We start from the raw sequence: 22,017 nt of genomic DNA, 5'->3' as shown, positions 1-22,017 counted from the left end.
CAGTTATAGGAATCCATACCAGTTTGCCGCCGTGTGCTGGTTGGCACTCAACACGTGTGAGATCGTGGAGGAGACCTACTTCGTTTCTCACCATCTGAAGTAACTATCCAATACGGAACCTGCCACAGTTTCGGGGCGGGCGATTTTTCGTCCGCTGCTTATTAACAAGGGAGAGAGAAATGAAATCCATTATCTCATTGATGGCTGCGGCTGCCTTCGGCGTCGCTTCGTTCGTTGCACCGGCTCTGGCCGCGGATAAGGGCACTGTCGGCATCGCAATGCCGACCAAGGCTTCTGCCCGCTGGATCGACGACGGCAACAACATCGTCAAGCAGCTCCAGGCTGCCGGTTACGGCACTGACCTGCAGTATGGCGACGACGACATTCCGAACCAGCTTTCGCAGATCGAAAACATGGTCACCAAGGGTGCCAAGGTTCTCGTCATCGCTTCGATCGACGGCACGACGCTTTCCGACGTTCTCCAGAAGGCACACGACGCCGGCATCAAGGTCATCGCTTATGACCGTCTGATCCGCGATTCGGGCAACGTCGACTACTACGCGACGTTCGACAACTTCCAGGTCGGCGTTCTGCAGGCTGGCTCCATCGTTGACGGCCTCGGCCTCAAGGACGGCAAGGGCCCGTTCAACATCGAACTGTTCGGCGGCTCGCCTGACGACAACAACGCCTTCTTCTTCTATGATGGCGCCATGTCCGTCCTGCAGCCTTACATCGACAGCGGCAAGCTCGTCGTGAAGTCCGGCCAGACCGGCATGGACAAGGTCGGCACGCTGCGTTGGGATCCGGCAACGGCCCAGGCCCGCATGGACAACCTGCTCTCGGCTAACTACACCGACGCCAAGGTCGATGCCGTTCTGTCGCCTTACGACGGTCTGTCCATCGGTATCATCTCCTCGCTGAAGGGCGTTGGTTACGGTACTGCGGCTCAGCCGCTCCCGATCGTCACCGGTCAGGACGCTGAAATCCCGTCGGTCAAGTCGATCATCGCTGGCGAACAGCACTCGACGATCTTCAAGGACACCCGCGAACTCGCCAAGGTCACTGTTGCCATGGTCGACGCTGTGATGTCCGGCAAGGATCCGGAGGTCAACGACACGAAGACCTACGACAACGGCGTCAAGGTCGTCCCGTCCTATCTGCTGAAGCCGGTTGCCGTCGACAAGACCAACTACAAGCAGATTCTCGTCGACAGCGGTTACTACTCTGAAGACAAGCTGAAGTAATGAGAAGGACCGGAGCCCGCGCTTGCGGGTTCCGGTCTTCGATTTTATGATCGCCCGGCTGGTTGACGGCTGCAGGCGCTGGAACTTTGACTATGGACAATACTATCCTCGAAATGCGGAGCATCACCAAGACGTTCCCGGGCGTCAAGGCGCTGGAGAATGTGAACCTCAAGGTTCGCCAGGGTGAAATCCACGCATTGGTGGGCGAAAACGGGGCCGGCAAATCGACCCTGATGAAGGTGCTATCCGGCGTCTATCCGACAGGAAGCTATGAAGGCGACATCATCTACGAAGGTGAGACGCGCAACTTCAAGGTCCTGAAGGACTCCGAAGAAATCGGCATCGTCATCATTCACCAGGAACTGGCGCTCGTGCCGTTGCTGTCGATCGGCGAAAACATCTTCCTTGGCAACGAGAATGCCAAGAGCGGCGTCATCAGCTGGGACGAGACATTCAACCGCACCAAGCAGCTGCTGAAGAAAGTAGGCCTGTCCGAATCTCCGAACACGCTGGTCACCGACATCGGCGTCGGCAAGCAGCAGCTCGTCGAGATCGCCAAGGCGCTGTCGAAGAGCGTCAAGCTGCTCATCCTGGACGAGCCGACCGCCTCGCTGAATGAACGCGATTCCGACGCGCTGCTCACTCTGCTCATGGAGTTCCGCAAGCAGGGCATCACCTCCATCATCATTTCCCACAAGCTGAACGAGATCCGCAAGGTCGCCGACCAGATCACGGTCCTGCGTGACGGCATGACAGTCAAGACGCTCGACTGTCACGCGGACGAGATCAGCGAAGACATCATCATCCGCAACATGGTCGGCCGCGATCTTGAAGACCGCTATCCGCCGCGTTCGGTGCCGATCGGCGAAACCATTCTCGAAGTGAAGAACTGGAACGCCTACCACCAGCAGCACCGCGACCGTCAGGTCCTGCACAATATCAACGTCACCGTCCGCAAGGGCGAAGTCGTCGGCATCGCCGGCCTGATGGGGGCAGGGCGCACAGAATTCGCCATGAGCCTGTTCGGCAAGGCCTATGGCCACAAGGTTTCGGGCGAGGCGCTGATGCACGGCAAGCCGGTCGATGTCAGCACCGTGCGCAAGGCAATCGATGCCGGGCTCGCCTACGTCACCGAAGACCGCAAGCAGCTCGGCCTCGTGCTCAACGACACGATCCTGCACAACACGACGCTCGTTAATTTGGCGGCGGTGTCGAACGCGTCCGTTATCGACAGCTTCAAGGAAGCGCGGGTTGCGACCGACTATCGGTCGAAGTTGCGTATCCGTTCCTCCAGCATTTTCCAGGAGACGGTCAATCTTTCCGGCGGCAACCAGCAGAAGGTGGTGCTGTCGAAATGGCTGTTCTCCAATCCCGATATTTTGATCCTCGACGAGCCGACGCGCGGCATCGATGTTGGCGCAAAATACGAAATCTATACTATCATCAACCAGCTTGCCGCCGATGGAAAGGGCGTTCTGATGATCTCGTCGGAAATGCCCGAACTGCTCGGCACGTGTGACCGCATCTACGTGATGAACGAAGGACGCATCGTCGCGGAACTGCCGAAGGGAGAAGCAAGCCAGGAAACCATCATGCGCGCTATCATGCGCTCAGGGGAGAAGAAACAATGACGCCGATCAATCAACCCATCGCAGAGCAAGGGCGTGTCGTCTCCATCGGAGACTACGTTCGCGGCAACATCCGCGAATATGGCATGTTTATCGCGCTTATCGCGATCATGGTGTTCTTCCAGTTTTCGACCGGTGGCGTTCTCTTCAGGCCGCTCAACCTGACAAACATCATTCTGCAGAACTCGTTCATCGTCATCATGGCGCTCGGCATGCTGCTGGTGATCGTTGCCGGCCATATCGATCTTTCGGTGGGATCGGTCGTCGGCTTTATCGGCGCTATCGCCGGCGTAATGACGGTGCAATGGCACACCAATTATGTTCTGGCGGGTATCGTCTGCCTTGCCATGGGCGCGCTTGTCGGCGGCATCCAGGGCTATTTCGTCGCGTATCACAAGATCCCGTCCTTCATCGTCACGTTGGCCGGCATGCTGGTCTTCCGCGGCCTGACGCTGTTCGTGATGACGGCATCGGGGACCGGCACCAGCATCGGTCCTTTCCCGCCGGCTTTCCAGCTGATCAGCATCGGCTTCCTGCCGAACGCTTTCGATATGGGCGGCATCAACTCGACCTCGATCATTCTGACCGTTGTCGGCGCCGTAACCCTCTTCTATCTGGCATGGCGCAAGCGCCTATCGAATGAAAAGCATGGCAATGATGTCGAGCCGCTGGGCTTTTTCCTCGCCCAGAACGCCCTCGTCACGCTCGCCATTCTGGCGCTCGGCTACCAGCTGTCGATCTATCGCGGCTTCCCGAACGTGCTGATGGTCATGCTTGTTCTGGTGGCCGCCTATGCCTTCATTACCCGCCGGACGACGATCGGCCGCCGCATCTACGCCATGGGCGGCAATGAGAAGGCGACGAAGCTTTCCGGTATCAACACCGAGCGGCTGACCTTCCTGACGTTCGCAAATATGGGTCTGCTTGCCGGACTGGCCGGACTGATCGTTGCCCTGCGTCTCAACTCGGCGACGGCCAAGGGCGGCTTTGGTCTTGAACTCGACGTGATCGCGGCCTGCTTCATCGGCGGCGCATCCGCCCAGGGCGGCGTCGGCAAGGTGACCGGCGCTGTTATCGGGGCTCTGATCATGGGCATCATGAACAACGGCATGTCGATCCACGGTCTCGGCACGGACTCGCAGCAGATGGTCAAGGGTGCGGTGCTTCTCGCTGCCGTGTTCTTCGACGTCTACAATAAAAACAAGGGCTGAGCGTCTCAAGGCGTCAGCCAGGCATTCGCAGTCATATGAATGATGGATTCCGGCTCCTGATGGAGCCGGACAGGCGGAGCTTTTTCCTGTCTTCGCCGAAACGAGAAGGATCGAAGACGTGCTTATTTCACAGATCAAGGGTGTAAACGGAGAGATCATCGTCGCCGTGCGTGAGCAGGGCGGCGCTGCAAGGTCGATCAAGAACGCCGTCAGCGTCTATGCGCTGGCGATGGAAGCCGCCGACGGCGGCAAGTCTCTTGCCTCAGTCATCGAAGCGCATGGCTACGGGGACGCCGTCGATCTTGAAAAGGCCTATGCGGAAGACCGCTTCCTTCCGCCGATCACCCATCCAGATGCCGCGCACCTGCATCTGACCGGCACCGGCCTGACACATTTGGGCTCGGCAGCAACGCGCGATTCCATGCACAAGAAGACCACCGAGGCCGCCGAGGAAACCCTCACGGACTCGATGAAGATGTTCAAGATGGGCCTTGAGAACGGCAAGCCGAAGGCCGGCGAAAAGGGCGTCCAGCCCGAATGGTTCTACAAGGGCAACGGCCATGGCGCCGCAGCCCCTGGCGCGCCCCTCCTCTCGCCCTCCTTCGCGCTCGACGGCGGTGAAGAGCCGGAGATGGCCGGCATCTACGTGATCGGCAAGGACGGCTCGCCCTTCCGTATCGGTTTTGCGCTGTCGAACGAATTTTCCGATCACGTCACCGAGCGGATCAACTATCTCTATCTCGCCCATTCGAAGCTGCGCCCGGCCAGCTTCGGCCCGGAAATCCGTGTCGGCGCTGCCCCGGAGGATATTCGCGGCACCTCGCGCATCAAGCGCGGCGACAAGGTGATCTTCGAAAAGCCGTTCCTATCCGGTGAGGCGAACATGTCGCACACCTTCGCCAATCTGGAATATCACCATTTCAAATATGGCCTCTTCCGTGCTCCGGGCGATGTGCATGTCCATATGTTCGGCACGGCGACCCTTTCCTTTGCCGACGGCGTCAAGACCGAAGAGGGCGACGTCTTCGAGATCGAAGTTGCCGAATTCGGCCTGGCGCTCCGCAATCCGCTGAAGGTGGCCGCCGAGGAAGAGATCGCCGTCAGGCAGCTCTGAATTCAAGACCTGGCCGCATCCGGCGGCCGGCTCTTTGCTCGTAAACGGTAAAGGAGGCTTGTTAAGCCCATGACCATTTATCAAAACCTGATCGCCGGCGAATGGGTCGGCTCGAACGCGACGAAGAATATCAACCCATCGGATACGAATGAGGTCGTCGGCCTCTATGCCGATGGCAGCGCAGACGACACGAGAAACGCCATTGCTGCCGCCAAGGCTGCCTTCCCAGCCTGGTCGCGCTCCGGCATCTGGGAGCGCCACGTCATCCTGAAGAAGACAGGCGACGAGATCATGGCGCGCAAGGATGAGCTCGGTGCGCTGCTTGCCCGCGAAGAAGGCAAGACGCTGCCGGAAGCCACCGGCGAGGTGATCCGCGCGTCGCAGATTTTCGAATTCTTCGCCGGCGAGGCACTGCGGCTGGCCGGTGAGGTCCTTCCGTCGGTTCGCCCGAATATCGGTGTCGAGATCACCCGCGAGGCGCTCGGCGTCATCGGCATCATTACGCCGTGGAACTTCCCGATCGCCATTCCCGCCTGGAAGATCGCGCCGGCGCTCTGCTACGGCAACACTATCGTCTTCAAGCCGGCCGAACTGGTGCCCGCCTGTTCCTGGGCGATCGTCGATATCCTGCACCGCGCCGGCCTGCCGAAGGGCGTGCTGAACCTCGTCATGGGCAAGGGCTCGGTCGTCGGCCAGGCCATGCTCGAAAGCCCCGACGTTCACGGCATCACCTTCACCGGTTCCACCGGCACCGGCAGACGCGTCGCCGCCGCCTCCATCGAGCATAACCGCAAGTTCCAGCTGGAAATGGGCGGCAAGAACCCGATGGTCGTGCTCGACGATGCCGATCTCAACGTCGCCGTCGAGGCGGCCGCCAATTCCGGCTTCTTCTCGACCGGCCAGCGTTGCACCGCTTCCTCGCGGCTGATCGTCACCGAAGGCATTCACGACAAGTTCGTCGCCGCGCTGACCGATAAGCTGAAGACGCTGGTCGTCGACAACGCCCTGAAGGCCGGCACTCATATCGGCCCCGTCGTCGATGAGCGGCAGTTGAAGACCGATACGGACTATATCGAGATCGGCAAGTCGGAAGGCGCCAAACTCGCCTTTGGCGGCGAGGTGATCTCCCGCGAAACGCCCGGCTTCTATCTGCAGCCGACGCTGTTCACCGAAGCGACCAACCAGATGCGGATCTCGCGCGAGGAGATCTTCGGGCCCGTGGTGTCGGTAATCCGGGCGAAGGATTACGACGAGGCGCTGGCGACGGCCAATGACACGCCGTTCGGCCTTTCGGCCGGCATCGCCACGACTAGCCTGAAACATGCCACGCATTTCAAGCGCAATTCCGAGGCCGGCATGGTGATGGTCAACCTGCCGACGGCAGGCGTCGATTTCCACGTGCCGTTCGGCGGCCGCAAGGGCTCGTCTTACGGCCCGCGCGAGCAGGGCAAGTACGCCGCCGAATTCTACACAACCGTCAAGACCGCCTACACCCTGGCTTGAGACAAGTGCGATAACCCGGGCCGTACGAGGCGGTCCGGCGATATCCTGAAGGATAGAGACTATGAAAAAGAAAGCGGAATGGCCGCGCAGGCTGAGGTCGCAGGAATGGTACGGCGGTACGAGCCGCGACGTGATTTATCACCGCGGCTGGCTTAAGAACCAGGGTTATCCGCACGACCTGTTCGACGGCCGGCCGGTGATCGGCATCCTCAACACCTGGTCGGATATGACCCCCTGCAACGGTCATCTCAGAGAGCTCGCCGAGAAGGTGAAGGCGGGCGTATGGGAGGCCGGCGGCTTCCCGCTCGAGGTGCCGGTGTTCTCGGCATCCGAAAACACCTTCCGCCCGACCGCGATGATGTACCGCAATCTTGCCGCGTTGGCGGTAGAAGAGGCGATCCGCGGCCAGCCGATGGATGGCTGCGTATTGTTGGTTGGCTGCGACAAGACCACGCCGTCGCTTATCATGGGGGCGGCTTCCTGCGACCTGCCTTCTATCGTCGTCACAGGCGGACCGATGCTAAACGGCTATTTCCGTGGCGAACGGGTCGGCTCGGGCACGCATCTGTGGAAGTTTTCCGAAATGGTGAAGGCCGGCGAGATGACGCAGGCCGAATTCCTCGAGGCTGAGGCCTCGATGAGCCGTTCGTCGGGCACCTGCAACACCATGGGCACCGCCTCCACCATGGCTTCCATGGCCGAGGCACTCGGCATGGCTCTGTCAGGCAACGCCGCGATCCCGGGCGTCGATTCCCGCCGCAAGGTCATGGCGCAGCTGACCGGCCGGCGTATCGTGCAGATGGTCAAGGATGACCTGAAGCCCTCCGAGATCATGACGAAGCAAGCCTTCGAGAATGCCATCCGCACCAACGCGGCCATCGGCGGATCGACCAACGCCGTCATCCACCTGCTCGCCATTGCCGGCCGTGTCGGCATCGATCTTTCGCTTGACGACTGGGATCGCTGCGGCCGTGACGTCCCGACCATCGTCAACCTGATGCCATCGGGCAAGTATCTGATGGAGGAGTTCTTCTATGCCGGCGGCCTGCCGGTGGTGCTGAAGCGCCTCGGCGAGGCGGGCCTGCTGCACAAGGATGCGCTGACGGTATCCGGCGAAACCGTCTGGGACGAGGTCAAGGACGTCGTCAACTGGAACGAAGACGTTATCCTTCCGGCCGAAAAGGCGCTGACAGCTTCGGGCGGCATCGTCGTGCTGCGCGGCAATCTCGCGCCGAAGGGCGCGGTGTTGAAGCCTTCGGCGGCTTCGCCACATCTGCTGGTGCACCGGGGCAGGGCGGTCGTGTTTGAGGACATCGACGACTACAAGGCCAAGATAAACGACGAGAACCTCGACATCGACGAAACCTGCATCATGGTCATGAAGAACTGTGGGCCGAAGGGCTATCCCGGGATGGCCGAGGTCGGCAACATGGGTCTGCCGCCGAAGGTGCTCAAGAAGGGCATCCTCGACATGGTGCGTATTTCCGACGCCCGCATGTCCGGAACTGCCTACGGTACCGTCGTGCTGCACACCTCGCCGGAAGCGGCGGTCGGCGGTCCGCTCGCAGTCGTGAAAAACGGCGACATGATCGAGCTGGATGTGCCGAACCGTCGTCTGCATCTCGACATTTCCGATGAGGAACTGGCGCGGCGGCTCGCTGAGTGGCAGCCGAACCATGACCTGCCCACATCCGGCTATGCCTTCCTGCATCAGCAGCATGTCGAAGGGGCCGATACCGGCGCCGATCTCGACTTCCTGAAGGGATGTCGTGGAAACGCGGTCGGCAAGGACAGCCATTAACAGGTGCAATCAGGACAGTGAATCGACGAAGAGGCGGGGTATCACCCCGCCTCTTTTTTTGTCCGCCGGTTCCTTGCAGGCTAATGGTGATCAGGCGTTTGAGACCACCATGCTGTGATCTTCGTCGGCGCCATGTTCGAAGAGCGCGCGGATTGCCGGCCATTTGCGGCGGAAAGCGGCGACGCAGGCGGGGTCGAAATGCGATCCGCTGCAGGCGATGATTTCCTCGTAAGCCCGCTCGATCGGCCAGGCCTGCTTGTAGGGCCGGTCGGAGCAGAGCGCTTCGAAGACGTCGGCGACGGCGACGATGCGCGCTTCGATCGGGATGGCGTCGCCGGACAGGCCCTTTGGATAGCCGGTTCCGTCCCATTTCTCATGATGGCCGGCGATGATGGCGGTCGCGACGCGGGAGAGCTCGGCGGAGCTGTTGGCCAGAATGGCGACGCCGATTGGGACATGCTCGCGCATGCGTTCGATCTCGTGCCGCTCGAGCTTGCCCGGCTTCTGCAAGATGGCATCGGGAATGGCGATCTTGCCGATATCGTGCAGGGGAGCAGCGAGATAGATATTGCGCCGCTGGATGCGATCGAGGCCGAGGCCTTCGGCGATCAGCTCGGCGATATTGGCGACGCGCTCGATATGGTCGCCGGTATTGCCGTCGCGCGAGGCCATCGCTTGGGCAAGGCACCAGATGATCTCCTGCTCGCGCATGTCGGCCTGTTCGGTGGCGTGGCGGAAGGCCATGTCCAGTGATTTCGCCCGGTCGGCAAGCGCCAGCTGGGCCTTGTGCAGGGCCATCAGGTTGAGGACGCGTGCCTGCAGTTCCAAGGGGTCGAAGGGCTTGGCGAGAAAATCCGTGGCGCCGGCCTCCAGCGCTTCCAGCCGAACCGACCGCTTCGCCTGCGAGGTGATCATCACGACGGGCACATCCTCATAACCCGGCTGGCGCCGCAGCCTGCGGATCATCTCGATACCGTTCATCTCAGGCATCATATAATCCACCAGCACAACGTCGAAATCGACCTCCCGGCAGCGGGCAAGGGCTTCGAGCGGATTGGTGAAGCTTTCGACCACACAGCCGGCGAAACCACAGACTGCGGTCTCAAGGGCGAGAAGGCTGGATTCGCTGTCGTCGACGATAAGAAGAGGCATGGACGATCCCGTTAAATCCCAGAAGCAAACAGGCTGCCCTCATCGGAGGGCGCGTTCGTCGCCTCATCCATGCCGGCAACTGAAGATCATTATGAAAGCTTGCATCATGCCGCTTCTTAAACGACGCCTGCCGAAATACACTAGGCGTCGCCGCAGACAAGCTTGTGCCTGCGGCCTTAAAATAGAGTTAGTCTGCAATGAAAAATTGACGAACGGCAATTATGACGTGTGATGGGTGTCGGAAAACAGCGGAATTTCGAGACCGTCGGTCGCTATATTCAAGTCCAACATGTTTGTTTCGCGACGAGTTCGGCAGCTATTCTACCGGCCAATCGCAGGGTGCGATAAAGCTGCATGTATGTTCAGCTCTGGCTCTGGCTTTGCATCTGTCCGCCGTCCTCGACCTTCACGGTGACCGTCAGCGTTTCGCCCGGCGTGCCGATGCGCATGCCTGAAATCGGCGCGGCATCACGATAGCAGAGGCCGGAGGCGACTCTGATGTAACGGGCATCCGGGCAGATCTCGTTGGCGGGATCGAAGCCGACCCAGCCGAGGCCGGGAATATGGGCCTCTGCCCAGGCATGGGTCGCCGCCTGTTCGATCTTTTCCTCCATCATCAAATAACCGGAGATGTAACGCGCCGGCACCTGCAGGGCGCGGGCGGCGGCGATGAAAATATGCGCATGGTCCTGACAGACGCCGCTCTTCCTCTCCAGCGCCTGCTCGGCCGTCGTCTCGGTATTGCTGGTGCCGGGCCTATAATCGACCGTTTCGTGGATCGCCGCCATCAGCGCATGCATGCGGGCGAGCTCGTTATCGCCACCGACGCCCTTGATCAGTTCCTTCACCAGCTTGCCACCCTTTGTCAGCGGTGTGTCGCGCAGGAAGAGCCAAAGCGGGCAGAAGCCGGTATGCGGACCGGTGACGCCGTTGTTGTCCCCCGTCTCGACCTCGCCTTCGGCGAGGATACGCGTCACCTCTTGTTCGCCTTCCAGCGAGACTAGATTGACGTGATTGCCGTACTGGTCGTCATATTCGACCTCCGGCGTAGCGCCCTCGACCTTCAGGGCCCAGCCGAGTACTTTTTGAGTGGAGTTCGTTGGCGGCGTCAGCCGCAGCCGTTGCAGCGAGAACTGCGCCGGTTCGTCGTAGCGGTATTCGGTGAGGTGGCTGATCTTCAGTCTCATGTTGTTATCCGCTTATACATAGAACCGGTAGCCATCGGAAATTTCCGCGCCGAGCTTGTTGTTGCGCGAGACGAAATCCTCCAGGAACTCGTGCAGGCCCTGATCCATGATATCCCGGATCGCCCTCGTCTGCAGCGTGGTGCGGATTGAATCCGCGGTATCGTGGGCAGGGAGCCGCGCCTCGTAATCCTGGGCAAGATAGCCGAGATTGCTGACGATCTTCTCGTAGCAATAGGCAAGCGAGCGTGGCATCTGGACATTCAGCGTCAAGAAGTCGGCGATGTTCATCGCCCGGTATTCGCCGTCATAGGCCCAACTATAGGCGCGGTGCGCGGAGACCGATCGCAGGATCGATTCCCACTGCACATTGTCGAGGGAGGAGCCGACGGCCGAGACCGAGGGCAGCAGCACGTAATATTTCACGTCGAGGATGCGGCTGGTATTGTCGGCCCGCTCGATGAAGGTGCCGATGCGGGCAAAATTATAGAGCTCGTTGCGCAGTGTCGAGCCATGGAAGGCACCGCGGATGAGGCCGGCGCGGCGCTTGATGACATCGATCACCTCGGGCATTTCAGCCGCCTTGACGCGCTTTTCGAGCAGCGACTTCAAGTCGATCCAGCATTCGTTGGTGGCTTCCCAGGTCTCCCGCGTCAGCGCCGTGCGCACCATGCGGGCATTGTTGCGGCCGGAATCGATGCAAGACATGACGCTCGACGGATTGGTGCGATCGCGCAGGAGATAGTCGATCGCGTCGGCGTTGGTCAGCTTGTTATGGCCCTCATCATAAGCCTCGCGCACGCCCGCACTTTGTAGAACGCCATCCCAATTGTCATCACCGGTGCTGCTGCGGGTCAGCGACATGCGCAACCCCGCATCGATCAGGCGGGCTATATTTTCGGCGCGCTCGATGTAACGAAACATCCAGTAGAGGCCGTTTGCTGTTCTTCCGAGCATCAGTCCTCCAATACCCAAGTGTCTTTGGTGCCGCCGCCCTGGCTGGAATTGACCACCAGCGAGCCCTGCTTCAGCGCTACGCGGGTGAGCCCGCCCGGAATGATCTGCACCTTGTCGGATACAAGCACATAGGGGCGAAGGTCGACATGGCGCGGCGCAATGCCCTTGTTGACGAGGATCGGCACCGTGGAGAGCGACAGCGTTGGCTGGGCGATGTAATTGTTCGGTTTGGCCTTCAGCTTTTCGGCGAAATCGGCGCGCTCCTTCTTCGATGCCGTCGGGCCGACCAGCATGCCGTAGCCGCCGGAGCCGTGCACCTCCTTGACCACCAGCTCTTCCAGGTGTTCCAGCACATATTTCAGGCTGTCGGCTTCCGAACAGCGCCAGGTCGGCACGTTTTCGAGCAGCGCCTTGCGGCCGGTATAGAATTCGACGATCTCGGGCATATAGGAGTAGATCGCCTTGTCGTCGCAAATGCCGGTGCCCGGCGCATTGGCGATGGTGATGTTGCCGGAGCGGTAGACATCCATGATGCCGGGAATGCCGAGCGCGGAATCGGACCGGAAGGTCAGGGGATCGAGGAAGTCATCGTCGACGCGGCGGTAGAGCACGTCGATCGCCTCGTAACCGCGTGTCGTCCTCATTTTCACCTTGCCGTCGATGACGCGCAGATCCGCGCCTTCGACCAGTTCGACGCCCATCATGTCGGCGAGGAACGAATGCTCGTAATACGCGGAATTGTAAATGCCCGGCGTCAGCACGGCGACGCGCGGCTTGCCCTTGCAGCCGGGAGGGGCAAGCGAGGCGAGGCTCTGACGCAGCAGGTAGGGATAATCCTCGACACGTTGCACCTTGTTCTCATGAAAGAGCTCAGGGAACATCTGCATCATGGTTTCCCGGTTTTCCAGCATGTAGCTGACACCGGAGGGCGTGCGGGCATTATCCTCCAGCACGTAAAACTGGTCCTCTCCGGTGCGCACGATGTCGGTGCCGACGATGTGGGTATAGACGCCGCCGGGCGGCCGGAAACCGATCATTTCGGGGATGAAGGTGACGTTATTCTCGATCAGCTCACGCGGAACGCGGCCGGCGCGGATGATCTCCTGCTTATGGTAGATATCGTCGAGAAAGGCGTTGAGCGCGATCACCCGCTGCTCGATGCCTTGGGCGAGCTTGCGCCATTCGCGGGCGGAGATGATGCGGGGAATGATGTCGAAGGGGATGAGCTTTTCGGAACTGTCGGCATGGCCGTAGACCGCGAAGGTGATGCCGGTCTTCCGGAAGATGTTTTCCGCATCGCGGGACTTGGCAATCAGATGCGCCCGGTCTTGGCTGTTGTACCACTCGAAGTATTTGTCGTAAGGCGGGCGAGGGCTTTCGTCCCCGGTAATCATTTCATCAAATGCCAAAAGCGCGGCTCCCCTTTTTGTTCATTTGAATACAACGCAAATGGCAATGCAAGAACCATGCGCAGTTCAGGGAAAAGATTTTGCGCTGCGGGAAACGGGTGAAAATCTGGGCATTTAAAGTGATGCGCTGCGGCATGGCGGATATTCATCCAAGGTGTCTGCGCAAAATCTGAGCATGTGACCGTTTTTCGTTCTGTCAAGGCGATCGAATATGGTCATGTGTGCGAGGCTCGCCGCCCCTTGCCGAACCGCCATCGGTCTCTGCATCAGTGAAATTTCAAATAAGCATCAACCCTTCGCTTTTGACTACAGCCGCCGGGTGGGGCTATCAGCACGGCGAACCCTCCTCTGTCGAGCCGCGCGCCCCATGTCCCTCGATCGCCTTGCCCCCGCCGTTTTCGTCCTGCTCTGGTCTACGGGCTGGGTGGTGGCGAAATATGCCTCGCTGCATTCCGAGCCCTTCACCTTTCTTTCGATACGTTATGCGCTGTCGGCGGCGGCATTCCTGGCACTCTGCCTTGTGGTGCGGGCGCAATGGCCCAGCCGGGCGAGGGCGCTGCGCGCCGTCTATTCCGGCTTCTTCCTTCATGGTTTCTATCTCGCCGGTCTCTGGTGGGCGATCGCCAATGGCGTGCCGGCCGGCATATCGGGCATCATCGCGGCGCTACAGCCACTGTTGACGGCAATGGCAGCTCCCTTCCTCATCGGCGAGCGGCTGCAGCCGGCACAAAAACTAGGCCTTGCCCTCGGCTTTATCGGCATTGCCATCGCCATTTCGCCGAAGCTACTCGATCCGGCGACCGCCGATCTCACACATGCCGCCCTGCCGCTGGCGATCAACCTGGTCGCCATGGCGTCCGTCACCTACGGCACGCTTTATCAGAAGAAACACCTGCAATCCGGCGACCTCAGAACCATCGCGACCTTGCAATATATCGGCGCACTGATCCTCACCCTGCCGCTGTCGTTGATCTTCGAGCACCAGCATTTCGACGGCGCCGCGCAGGCTTATGGCGCGCTGGTCTGGTCGGTCTTCGGCCTGTCGATGGGCGGCGTCGGACTGCTGCTCTATCTGATCCGCCGGGGTCAGGTGTCACGCGCCGCCTCGCTGATCTATCTGATGCCGCCAGCGGTTGCTCTCGAAGCCTTTATCGCCTTCGGAGAGCCGCTGACCCTGCCGTTGGTCGTCGGTACCGTGGTGGTCGTGACAGGCGTCTATCTTACGAACCGCAGGGCGTCCAGCGAGCACAGGCCTGCGGAGGTTTAGAGCGCCGCGCGTCCTTTCGGACGCCCAAAGCACGATGCGCTAGATAACAAAAAGGCCGGAGATCCCCGGCCTTTTGCTTTTCAATCTTTCAACGATCAGGCGCGTTCGCGGCGCTGGCCGCCGCCGTTGCGGGAGCCACCGCGGTGGTTGCCGCCGTTGCCGTCGCGGCGTGGTTCGCCAGCCTGGGCCTGCTGCGGGCCGCGGTCCTCGCCGTGCTTGCGGGCCGGGCGGCCGTGGGCATGGCGGCTGTTGCCGCGGTGATGACCGCTCGGCTCACCATTGGCATGGGCGCCGTGATGGGCCGGACGCTGCGGCTTTGCAGAGGCGCGGAAATCGGAGGTCGAGGCCAGATCGTTGTCGGGGCCGAGATCCGGCGTCGTTTCACCGCGGCGCTGACCGCGGAAATCCTCGTTGCGGTTGGTCTGGCGTTCCGGACGCGGACGACGCTCCTCGCCGCCGGCGCGGACTTCGCTGCCTTCACCTTCGCGGCGCGGGCGGCGTTCCTGACGGTTGCCGCGATGCTCGGAGCGATTCTGGTCGCCACGGCCTTCGCCACGACCCTGACCTTCGCGACCCTGGCCGCCATTGCGATTGCGGTTGTTGCCGTTGCCGTTGGCGCGACGGGGGCCGCCGCTGATGTTTGCCGGCGCTTCGCCGCTTGCGACAGTGATGTCGATGCCCATCAGGCGCTCGATATCACGCAGCAGCTTGGCTTCGTCGGGAGCGCAGAAAGCGATGGCGATGCCGTCGCGGCCGGCACGCGCCGTGCGGCCGATGCGATGCACATAGGCGTCGGGCACTTCAGGCAGGTCGTAGTTGTAGACGTGGCTGACGGCCGGAATGTCGATGCCGCGGGCGGCGACGTCGGTGGCGATCAGCGTCTTGATGCTGCCGTCGCGGAAGGCCTTCAGCGCCCGCTCGCGCTGACCCTGGCTCTTGTTGCCGTGGATCGAGGCGACGGAATAGCCGATGTTTTCGAGATGCTTCATCAGCTTCTCGGCACCATGCTTGGTGCGCAGGAAGACCATGGCGCGGCCATCGGGGTTTTCGGTCAGCGACTTGCGCAGCAGCTCCGTCTTGTCGTTCTTGCCGGCGACGAAATGAACGTACTGCTCGACCTTGTCGGCAGCCTTACCTGGAGGCGTGACTTCGACCTTGACGGGATCGACGAGATATTCGCCGGCAAGATCGGCGATCGCCTTCGGCATGGTCGCCGAGAACAGCATGGTCTGACGCTTTTTCGGCACCATCTTGGCGATCTTGCGCAGATCGTGGACGAAGCCGAGGTCGAGCATCTGGTCGGCTTCGTCGAGCACGAGATAGCGAACGGCAGTCAGCGTGATCGCGCGGCGATTGATGAGGTCGAGCAGGCGGCCGGGCGTGGCGACGAGAATGTCTGTGCCCTTTTCAAGCTGAAGCTGCTGCTTGTTGATCGAGACGCCGCCGACGACGACATTGATGCGCAGCGACGACTTGCGGATGAACTTCTTCAGGCTCTCGGCGATCTGGTTCACCAGTTCGCGGGTCGGCGCAAGGATCAGCGTGCGCGTCGTGCGGTTGTCGGGGCGGCGTTCATCGGCGAGCAGCTTTTCGATAAGCGGCAGGCCGAAAGCGGCGGTCTTGCCGGTGCCGGTCTGGGCAAGGCCGATCAGGTCGCGGCCTTCGAGGAGGAGAGGAATTGAATGTTCCTGGATGGGCGTCGGCGTTTCGATGCCGAGCTGGAACAAAGTAGCGACGATCGGCTTGGAGACACCAAGCGATTCAAAATTAGTCAAGGTATAACCTTTCGGGGCGCCACAATGACTATCGCCGGAACGCACCATGCGATCCGGTTTCATTCTGGCGTCAAGAACCCCGCGTGAAGTGGGAACTTGTGAGTTGGAAAAAGCTTTCCAGCGCTTCTGGCCGCTCATGGGAGTGCGGCGCTCTATCGAAATGCGCTTTTGTCCCTTCTTCCTGCATCTGTATTTTTCAGCAGGGGCACGCTCACGCGGCGGCCGGAAGGGTGAAAGCTGACCCGCATTTGGGCTAGTTCGCGTGGAAAGTCAAGTGCGGTGCACAAGAAAGCCTCAGCCTTGGTCAGGTGAGGGCATGACGAGGACGAAGCTTTGCGATGCTGTCTCTGCGCCGTTGACGAGGATGGCGATGCGATGTTCGCCTGGATAATAGCGCCGCGTCGTGATTGGCCGCATGGCGTGACGACGCTCAACTGTATGGCTTTGCCCCGGAGCGAGCAAGATCGCCTTGCACTTGAACACCTTGGGTGAGAGCGAACCGTCGCTCTTCACATGGTGAACGGCGTAGTCGATCATCAGCGACTGCGCTCGCTCGCCTGCATTCGTCACCCGGATTTCGAAATCCAGCCCTTCGCCGAACATCACCTCGCCGTTTACGAGCCGCAGTTCGCATTCGAGCGAATCGCTGGCCGCGAAGCCGAAATTGGCGAGCGCCTGCGCGTGGCCGTTCTTCATCAGCGTGCGTGAGGCATGTTTCAGCAGCCAGCGGCGTTCGGGCGAAGCGCCTTCGATATGACTGGCGATGAACGCGGCGACCAGATCCGGGTGGTCCTTGGCGACGTCGTTCAGGCTGTTGGCCACGGAGCGGCGCACATAATCCTCCGGATCATCCATCAGCGCGGTCAGGATGGGCAGGATCGGAGCCGGATCCTTGACGAGCTGCGGCAGGCGCATCGCCCAGGGCAGGCGCGGCCGCGTTCCCTCGCTCGCCAGCCGGCGTACATGCTGGTCGGGATCGTCGACCCAGCCGGAAATGATGGCCAGCGCGCGCTGCTGGTCGCGGTGGATGAAGGGGCGGATACCGAATTCGGCGGTGAAATGCGGCGTCAGCGCCTTCAGGAGCTCGAGCCCGAGATCGAAATGATCAAGGCCGCGTGCGGCGATGAACTGATTGATCGGCAGCAGCATCCAGCCGGAGAGCCCCGGACTCCCGGCAGTGGGCAGGCTGGCCTTGAAAATGGCTGCGGCCTCCCGGAAATCACCGGGAAGCGTGGCAAACAGCGCGTCGCGGATAAGCGCCGAGCGCTCCATCAGCTCCAGCGCTCCGAGGCCATCGGTCGCCAGCATCACGAAGCGTTTTTTATCGAAAGTTGGCGCGTTGCCGGCAATGCGATCGGCCATATCGCCGACCAATGCCTCATGCAGCAGGTTCTTGAGCGGTTCCGGCATGCTGGTCCTTCCTCTCTATGCGGCCGCCGCATGCCGGCCGCAAGGGCAACATGGTCTGCGAAACATCTGGCGATTTGCTATCGGAGAATAGAGTGATCGCACCCGCTCGAGCAATCGTGTGCAGATAGCGGGGGTGTGCGTGTGGCGCGAGTTAGCGTAGCGGTGTCGTCGATTTCCTTGGAATAAGTGTGGGGGCCGAGATCCGAATACGCTCGTCGGCGGGACTGTTGTCGCCGGCAAGAAGATCGAGGGCGTTTGCTGCAATTTGCTCAAACGGCACCCGCAACGTCGTGAGCGGCGTAGGGAGGTGGCCGACAATCGGAATGTCGTTATAGCCTACGATCGAGATGTCCTGCGGCACGGAAAGACCAAGTTTCGTCAGTCCCGACAACGCGCCGATAGCGGTATTGTCGTTGACGGCGAAAATAGCGGTTGGGCGGGGATTAAGATGCATCAGGGTTTCGACGGCCACCGCACCGGACTCGATGCCGAATGTCGAGGGAATGATGTATGAGGGATCTGCCTTCAATCCAGCTTCTTCCAGGGCGTGGCGGAAACCCTCCACGCGTCCCCGCGAACTGGAGGCATAGGATGGACCGGCGATGACGCCAATTCTGCGATGGCGGAGATCGAGGAGGTGGCGGGCGGCGAGGTACCCACCGAGCCTGTCATCGCCGACCGACGAGAGGCTGTGGCCATCCGTCCGGAGCGCCAGGACATAAGGAATACCGCGTTTTGCCAGCTCGTCCGGAAAGTCATCGTCTTCCCGCGCTGTCGAAAGAATCAGACCATCGACGCCGCGTTTCAGCAGAGACTCGGCCGCAAGCCGGTCTGCCTTTGGCTTGTCGTCGGTCGTTGCGACAATCGCGAAGCGGCCGCTACGGCTGCAGGCCTTGGCCAGTGCTTCATAAAGCATGGCCATGACCGTATCCGTCAGCCTGGGCACGATCACCCCGATTGTCATCGTGTTGCCGCGCCTGAGGCTCGCTGCGGAAACATCCCGAACGTATCCGAGCTCTTCGGCAACCTTGCGCACGCGACGCGCTGTCTCGCTGTCGGAGCGGGGAAGCCTCTCGTCCAGTATGCGGGACACGGTAGATTTGGAGACACCGGCTGCGGCAGCGACGCCGTGAATAGTGACGCGGGTCTGTCCCGGAACTTCATCCGTCTTTGAACTCATTGAGCCTTTTCCATTCGAGTCGGCAATCGGCCGTCGAGCCATTCTGAGCATGCACCAAAAAAGATATTGACTCCAGAGAATTCAAGAACGATAGTGGGAACGTTCCCGTAAACGATCCTATATCGGTCGCGAGTGAACCGCGATCGCACGAAGGAGGAGACCAATATGCAACCGATGGATATGCGCGGGCTGAGCCCGGCCCCCGTTACCGCTTTCACCCGCGACGGTGAAGTTGATCACAAAGCCAACGCCAAACTCGCCAAATGGCTAGTTTCGATGGAAGGCGTCAAAAGCCTCGTCATCCTCGGCCATGCCGGCGAAGGCACCTTCCTCACGGAAGAGGAGCGCCTTGCTCTCATCCGCACCTATGTCGAAGCTGTCGACGGTGCCGTTCCGATCATTGCCGGGATTACCGGTGAAGGCACGAAGGTCGCCGCTGAAGAGGCGAGGAAATGCAAGGCTGCGGGTGCCACCGGCGCACTCGTCTATCCGAACCACGGCTGGCTGCGTTTCGGCTTTCAGAAGGGAGCGCCCCAGGATCGCTACAAGGCAATCTGGCAGGAGTCTGGCCTCCAGTGCATCCTGTTCCAGTATCCCGACGCCACCAAAGCATCATACGATCTCGAAACACAGCTTGCGATTGCCACACAGGAAGGCGTCGTCGCCACCAAGAACGGCGTGCGCAATATGAAGCGCTGGTATGTCGAAATTCCAGAGCTGAAGAAGGCCAATCCAAAGCTGCAGGTTCTGAGCTGCCACGATGAATGGCTGCTGCCGACCATGTTCGATGTCGACGGTCTGCTCGTCGGTTATGGCAATATTGCGCCGGAGCTGCTCATCGACCTGATCAAAGCCGGCAAGGCGCAGGACTATCCGGAAGCGCGCAAGATCTTCGAGCGCCTTCTTCCGGTGACGCGTGCCGTCTATCACCGCGGCTCTCACATGGAAGGCACCGTGGCCCTGAAACTTGGACTCGTGCACCGCGGTATCCTTGACCACGCTACGATCCGCGAGCCGCTGAAGAACCTTGGCGAAAAGGCCGAAGCAGAGATCTTCGTCGCCTTCGACGCCGCCGGAATTGGCCGCGTTGACCAGTTGCTGGCTGCCGAGTGACCTCTTTGACGCCCCTGCGCAGGTCGCAGGGGCGCATTCCGATGGGAGGAAACCATGGGAACCCGCCGAGTCAGGCTTAATAGCTTTGAAAGCCATTGCCCTGACAGGACGAACTGACACGCAGTAGCAACCATCAAGCAGGAGCGCCCCTGGCCGGGAGAGTGGTAGGCCACGGGGCGAGAAGGAGGAACCAATGAATGTCATGCAGCCTATGCCGGCTGAGACGGCGAATGCCGCTGATCGTCAGGCCGAAATCAGCGCTCGTCTGGAGCGCCTTCCCATCACCCGTGAGGTATTTTGGGCGCGCAATATCGTCGGCGCCGCAACGTTCTTCGACGGCTACACGGTCATCGCCATCGCTTATGCCATGCCCGTCCTCGTGCGCGAGTGGGGTCTGACCCCCTCGCAGACCGGCATGATCCTGTCGATGGGCTATCTGGGGCAGTTGATCGGTGCGATCCTGTTTGGCTGGCTCGCCGAGAAGGTCGGCCGGCTGAAAGTTCTTCTGTTCACTATCCTGCTTTTCGTCAGCATGGATGTGGCATGCCTGTTCGCTGCCGGGGCCGGCATGATGATGGCCTTCCGTTTCGTCCAGGGGATCGGCACGGGCGGCGAGGTTCCGGTCGCCAGCGCCTATATCAACGAGTTGATCGGATCGAAGGGGCGCGGCAAGTTCTTCCTCCTTTATGAGGTCATGTTCCTGCTGGGCCTCGTCGGAGCCGGGCTGATCGGCTACTTCATGGTGCCGGTTTACGGCTGGAAGGCGATGTTCGTCGTCGGTCTCGTTCCCGCACTTATCATGATTCCTCTACGCTGGTTCCTGAAGGAATCACCGCGTTGGCTAGCTGCCAACGGCCGCTATGGCGAAGCAAACGCTATCGTTACCCGCATGGAAGAAAGTGCTCGTGCAGCCGGCAAGGAATTGCCCGAACCGAAGCTCATCCAGGCGCCGGCCCGCCGCCAGTCGGACTGGCGCGAACTCTTCCAGGGCATTTACTTGAAGCGGACACTTTCCATCTGGGTCATGTGGTTTACCGCCTATACGGTCGCCAACGGTACGATCACCTGGCTGCCGACCCTGTATCGACAGGTTTTCAACCTGCCGCTTCAAACCAGCATCTTCTATGGTTTCCTGACGTCGGTCGGCGGCGTGATCGCCGCCGTCATCTGCGCGCTGCTCATCGACAAAGTGGGACGCAAGCGCTGGTACACCGGTGCGCTGCTTCTCGCTCCCCTGCCGCTGCTGGCTCTCGCATGGCTCGGCGCGACCTCTCCTATCCAGGTTTTGGTTCTAGCCGGTCTCGCTTATGCGATCGTCCAGACCGTCACATTCTCCCTTTACCTGTACTCGGCAGAGATCTACCCGACACGCCTCAGGGCTTTGGGAACCGGAACCGGCAGTGCCTGGCTTCGCCTGGGATCATCGGCCGGCCCGATCCTCGTCGGCACGGTGATGTCTTCCATGGGCATCCAGTATGTCTTTGCGAGCTTCGCAGCCATTCTGATTGTCGGTGCAATCGTCACGATGTTGTTTGCGGTCGAAACCAAGGACCGCGTGTTGGAGGAGCTTTCTCCGTAACGGTTGAAAATGCGATCTGCTCAGCTTTGATCTGGCGGATGGAAATCCGCCAGTTTCATTTGGTCGCCGTTGAGGGCACTGGGTCGGCGCCGCCGGGAGGGTCAAGCGGCGCCGGATGCGGTTTTCGCTATCGCTGGCAGACTTTGACGCGATGGGGATTGCCCCAATCGTCGTGCAACCATTCGAAGTGGCAATAGTCCGGCCGGTAATAGGTACGGTAAACGGGGTAAGGGCGGTAAGCGGGATAGGCCGGATAGACCGGGTAGGCGGGACGGGCTGCCTCCGACAGCAGGGCGCCACCGACGACGCCGGCGGCAAGGCCGCCCCAGAAGGCATCGCGTGGACGGGCATCGGCGGTGGTGGCGGTGGCGAGCGAGGCGCCGGCAAAGGTCAGCGTGATCAGGCCCGTCGCCATGGTCTTATGAAGAACGGACATAGTATTTTCCTTTCATGGGCATGGCTTCCATAAAGCCATGCCGGAGACTCGGCC

At 60.7% G+C, this 22,017-nt stretch carries 18 protein-coding genes; 9 read left to right on the top strand and 9 right to left on the bottom strand.

Features of this window, described 5'->3' with window-relative positions:
• The first annotated feature begins 179 nt into the window (after positions 1-179).
• The 6 genes from chvE (at position 180) to araD (ending at position 8,501) form a co-directional block, all read left to right on the top strand.
• Positions 180-1,244, top strand: coding sequence for a multiple monosaccharide ABC transporter substrate-binding protein (chvE, locus tag AC244Q_RS16655; RefSeq protein WP_012758577.1), 1,065 nt, complete (start codon positions 180-182; stop codon positions 1,242-1,244).
• Between the two features lie 92 nt (positions 1,245-1,336).
• Positions 1,337-2,875: a multiple monosaccharide ABC transporter ATP-binding protein gene (mmsA, locus tag AC244Q_RS16650; protein ID WP_012758576.1), complete on the top strand. Its 1,539-nt coding sequence runs from the start codon at positions 1,337-1,339 to the stop codon at positions 2,873-2,875.
• Complete coding sequence (gene mmsB / locus AC244Q_RS16645) at positions 2,872-4,083, top strand: multiple monosaccharide ABC transporter permease (RefSeq protein WP_003561801.1); 1,212 nt, start codon at positions 2,872-2,874, stop codon at positions 4,081-4,083. Before mmsA ends, mmsB begins: the two co-directional genes overlap by 4 nt.
• Positions 4,084-4,201: 118 nt before the next feature.
• Complete coding sequence (araD1, locus tag AC244Q_RS16640) at positions 4,202-5,197, top strand: AraD1 family protein (RefSeq protein ID WP_128406826.1); 996 nt, start codon at positions 4,202-4,204, stop codon at positions 5,195-5,197.
• Positions 5,198-5,266: 69 nt separating this feature from the next.
• Positions 5,267-6,700 (top strand): aldehyde dehydrogenase family protein, encoded by a 1,434-nt coding sequence (locus tag AC244Q_RS16635; protein ID WP_012758574.1) that lies wholly within the window; start codon positions 5,267-5,269, stop codon positions 6,698-6,700.
• Between the two features lie 61 nt (positions 6,701-6,761).
• Entirely contained in the window at positions 6,762-8,501 is a 1,740-nt protein-coding gene (araD, locus tag AC244Q_RS16630; RefSeq protein WP_017994899.1) for an L-arabinonate dehydratase, read from the top strand.
• 90 nt (positions 8,502-8,591) lie between these two features.
• Here the strand turns inward: araD and AC244Q_RS16625 are convergent, their stop codons facing one another.
• The 5 genes from AC244Q_RS16625 to AC244Q_RS16605 all read right to left on the bottom strand — a co-directional run bounded on the left by AC244Q_RS16625 (position 8,592) and on the right by AC244Q_RS16605 (position 13,352).
• Positions 8,592-9,653: an HD domain-containing phosphohydrolase gene (locus AC244Q_RS16625; RefSeq protein WP_012758572.1), complete on the bottom strand. Its 1,062-nt coding sequence runs from the start codon at positions 9,651-9,653 to the stop codon at positions 8,592-8,594.
• 362 nt (positions 9,654-10,015) lie between these two features.
• Positions 10,016-10,840, bottom strand: a complete 825-nt coding sequence (locus AC244Q_RS16620) for a transglutaminase family protein (RefSeq protein ID WP_012758571.1) — start codon at positions 10,838-10,840, stop codon at positions 10,016-10,018.
• Positions 10,841-10,852: 12 nt separating this feature from the next.
• Positions 10,853-11,794, bottom strand: a complete 942-nt coding sequence (locus AC244Q_RS16615; RefSeq protein WP_003561792.1) for an alpha-E domain-containing protein — start codon at positions 11,792-11,794, stop codon at positions 10,853-10,855.
• Positions 11,794-13,203 (bottom strand): circularly permuted type 2 ATP-grasp protein, encoded by a 1,410-nt coding sequence (locus AC244Q_RS16610; RefSeq protein WP_012758570.1) that lies wholly within the window; start codon positions 13,201-13,203, stop codon positions 11,794-11,796. Before AC244Q_RS16610 ends, AC244Q_RS16615 begins: the two co-directional genes overlap by 1 nt.
• A complete protein-coding gene (locus AC244Q_RS16605) occupies positions 13,185-13,352 on the bottom strand; it encodes a hypothetical protein (protein ID WP_155248925.1) in 168 nt (55 codons plus the stop codon). The genes AC244Q_RS16610 and AC244Q_RS16605 overlap by 19 nt, the downstream gene beginning before the upstream one ends.
• 218 nt (positions 13,353-13,570) lie before the next feature.
• On the opposite strand from AC244Q_RS16605, the gene AC244Q_RS16600 reads away from it, so the two are divergent.
• Positions 13,571-14,470, top strand: coding sequence for a DMT family transporter (locus AC244Q_RS16600; RefSeq protein ID WP_128406825.1), 900 nt, complete (start codon positions 13,571-13,573; stop codon positions 14,468-14,470).
• Between the two features lie 95 nt (positions 14,471-14,565).
• Here AC244Q_RS16600 and AC244Q_RS16595 read toward each other — a convergent pair whose 3' ends face one another.
• The 3 genes from AC244Q_RS16595 to AC244Q_RS16585 form a co-directional block, all read right to left on the bottom strand.
• A complete protein-coding gene (locus AC244Q_RS16595; protein ID WP_128406861.1) occupies positions 14,566-16,293 on the bottom strand; it encodes a DEAD/DEAH box helicase in 1,728 nt (575 codons plus the stop codon).
• A gap of 246 nt (positions 16,294-16,539) precedes the next feature.
• A complete protein-coding gene (locus AC244Q_RS16590; RefSeq protein ID WP_128406824.1) occupies positions 16,540-17,655 on the bottom strand; it encodes a DNA alkylation repair protein in 1,116 nt (371 codons plus the stop codon).
• Positions 17,656-17,806: 151 nt separating this feature from the next.
• Complete coding sequence (locus tag AC244Q_RS16585; RefSeq protein ID WP_128406823.1) at positions 17,807-18,835, bottom strand: LacI family DNA-binding transcriptional regulator; 1,029 nt, start codon at positions 18,833-18,835, stop codon at positions 17,807-17,809.
• Positions 18,836-19,000: 165 nt separating this feature from the next.
• Here AC244Q_RS16585 and AC244Q_RS16580 point away from each other — a divergent pair, with 165 nt between their 5' ends.
• Entirely contained in the window at positions 19,001-19,948 is a 948-nt protein-coding gene (locus tag AC244Q_RS16580) for a dihydrodipicolinate synthase family protein (RefSeq protein ID WP_162770459.1), read from the top strand.
• A gap of 193 nt (positions 19,949-20,141) precedes the next feature.
• On the top strand, positions 20,142-21,527 hold the full coding sequence (locus tag AC244Q_RS16575) for an MFS transporter (RefSeq protein ID WP_113548387.1): 1,386 nt from the start codon (positions 20,142-20,144) through the stop codon (positions 21,525-21,527).
• Positions 21,528-21,654: 127 nt separating this feature from the next.
• Here AC244Q_RS16575 and AC244Q_RS16570 read toward each other — a convergent pair whose 3' ends face one another.
• A complete protein-coding gene (locus AC244Q_RS16570) occupies positions 21,655-21,963 on the bottom strand; it encodes a hypothetical protein (protein WP_113548388.1) in 309 nt (102 codons plus the stop codon).
• Positions 21,964-22,017: the final 54 nt, after the last annotated feature.

Source organism: Rhizobium sp. CB2179 (assembly GCF_057653455.1).
This window is presented reverse-complemented; position numbering and strand designations above follow the sequence as displayed.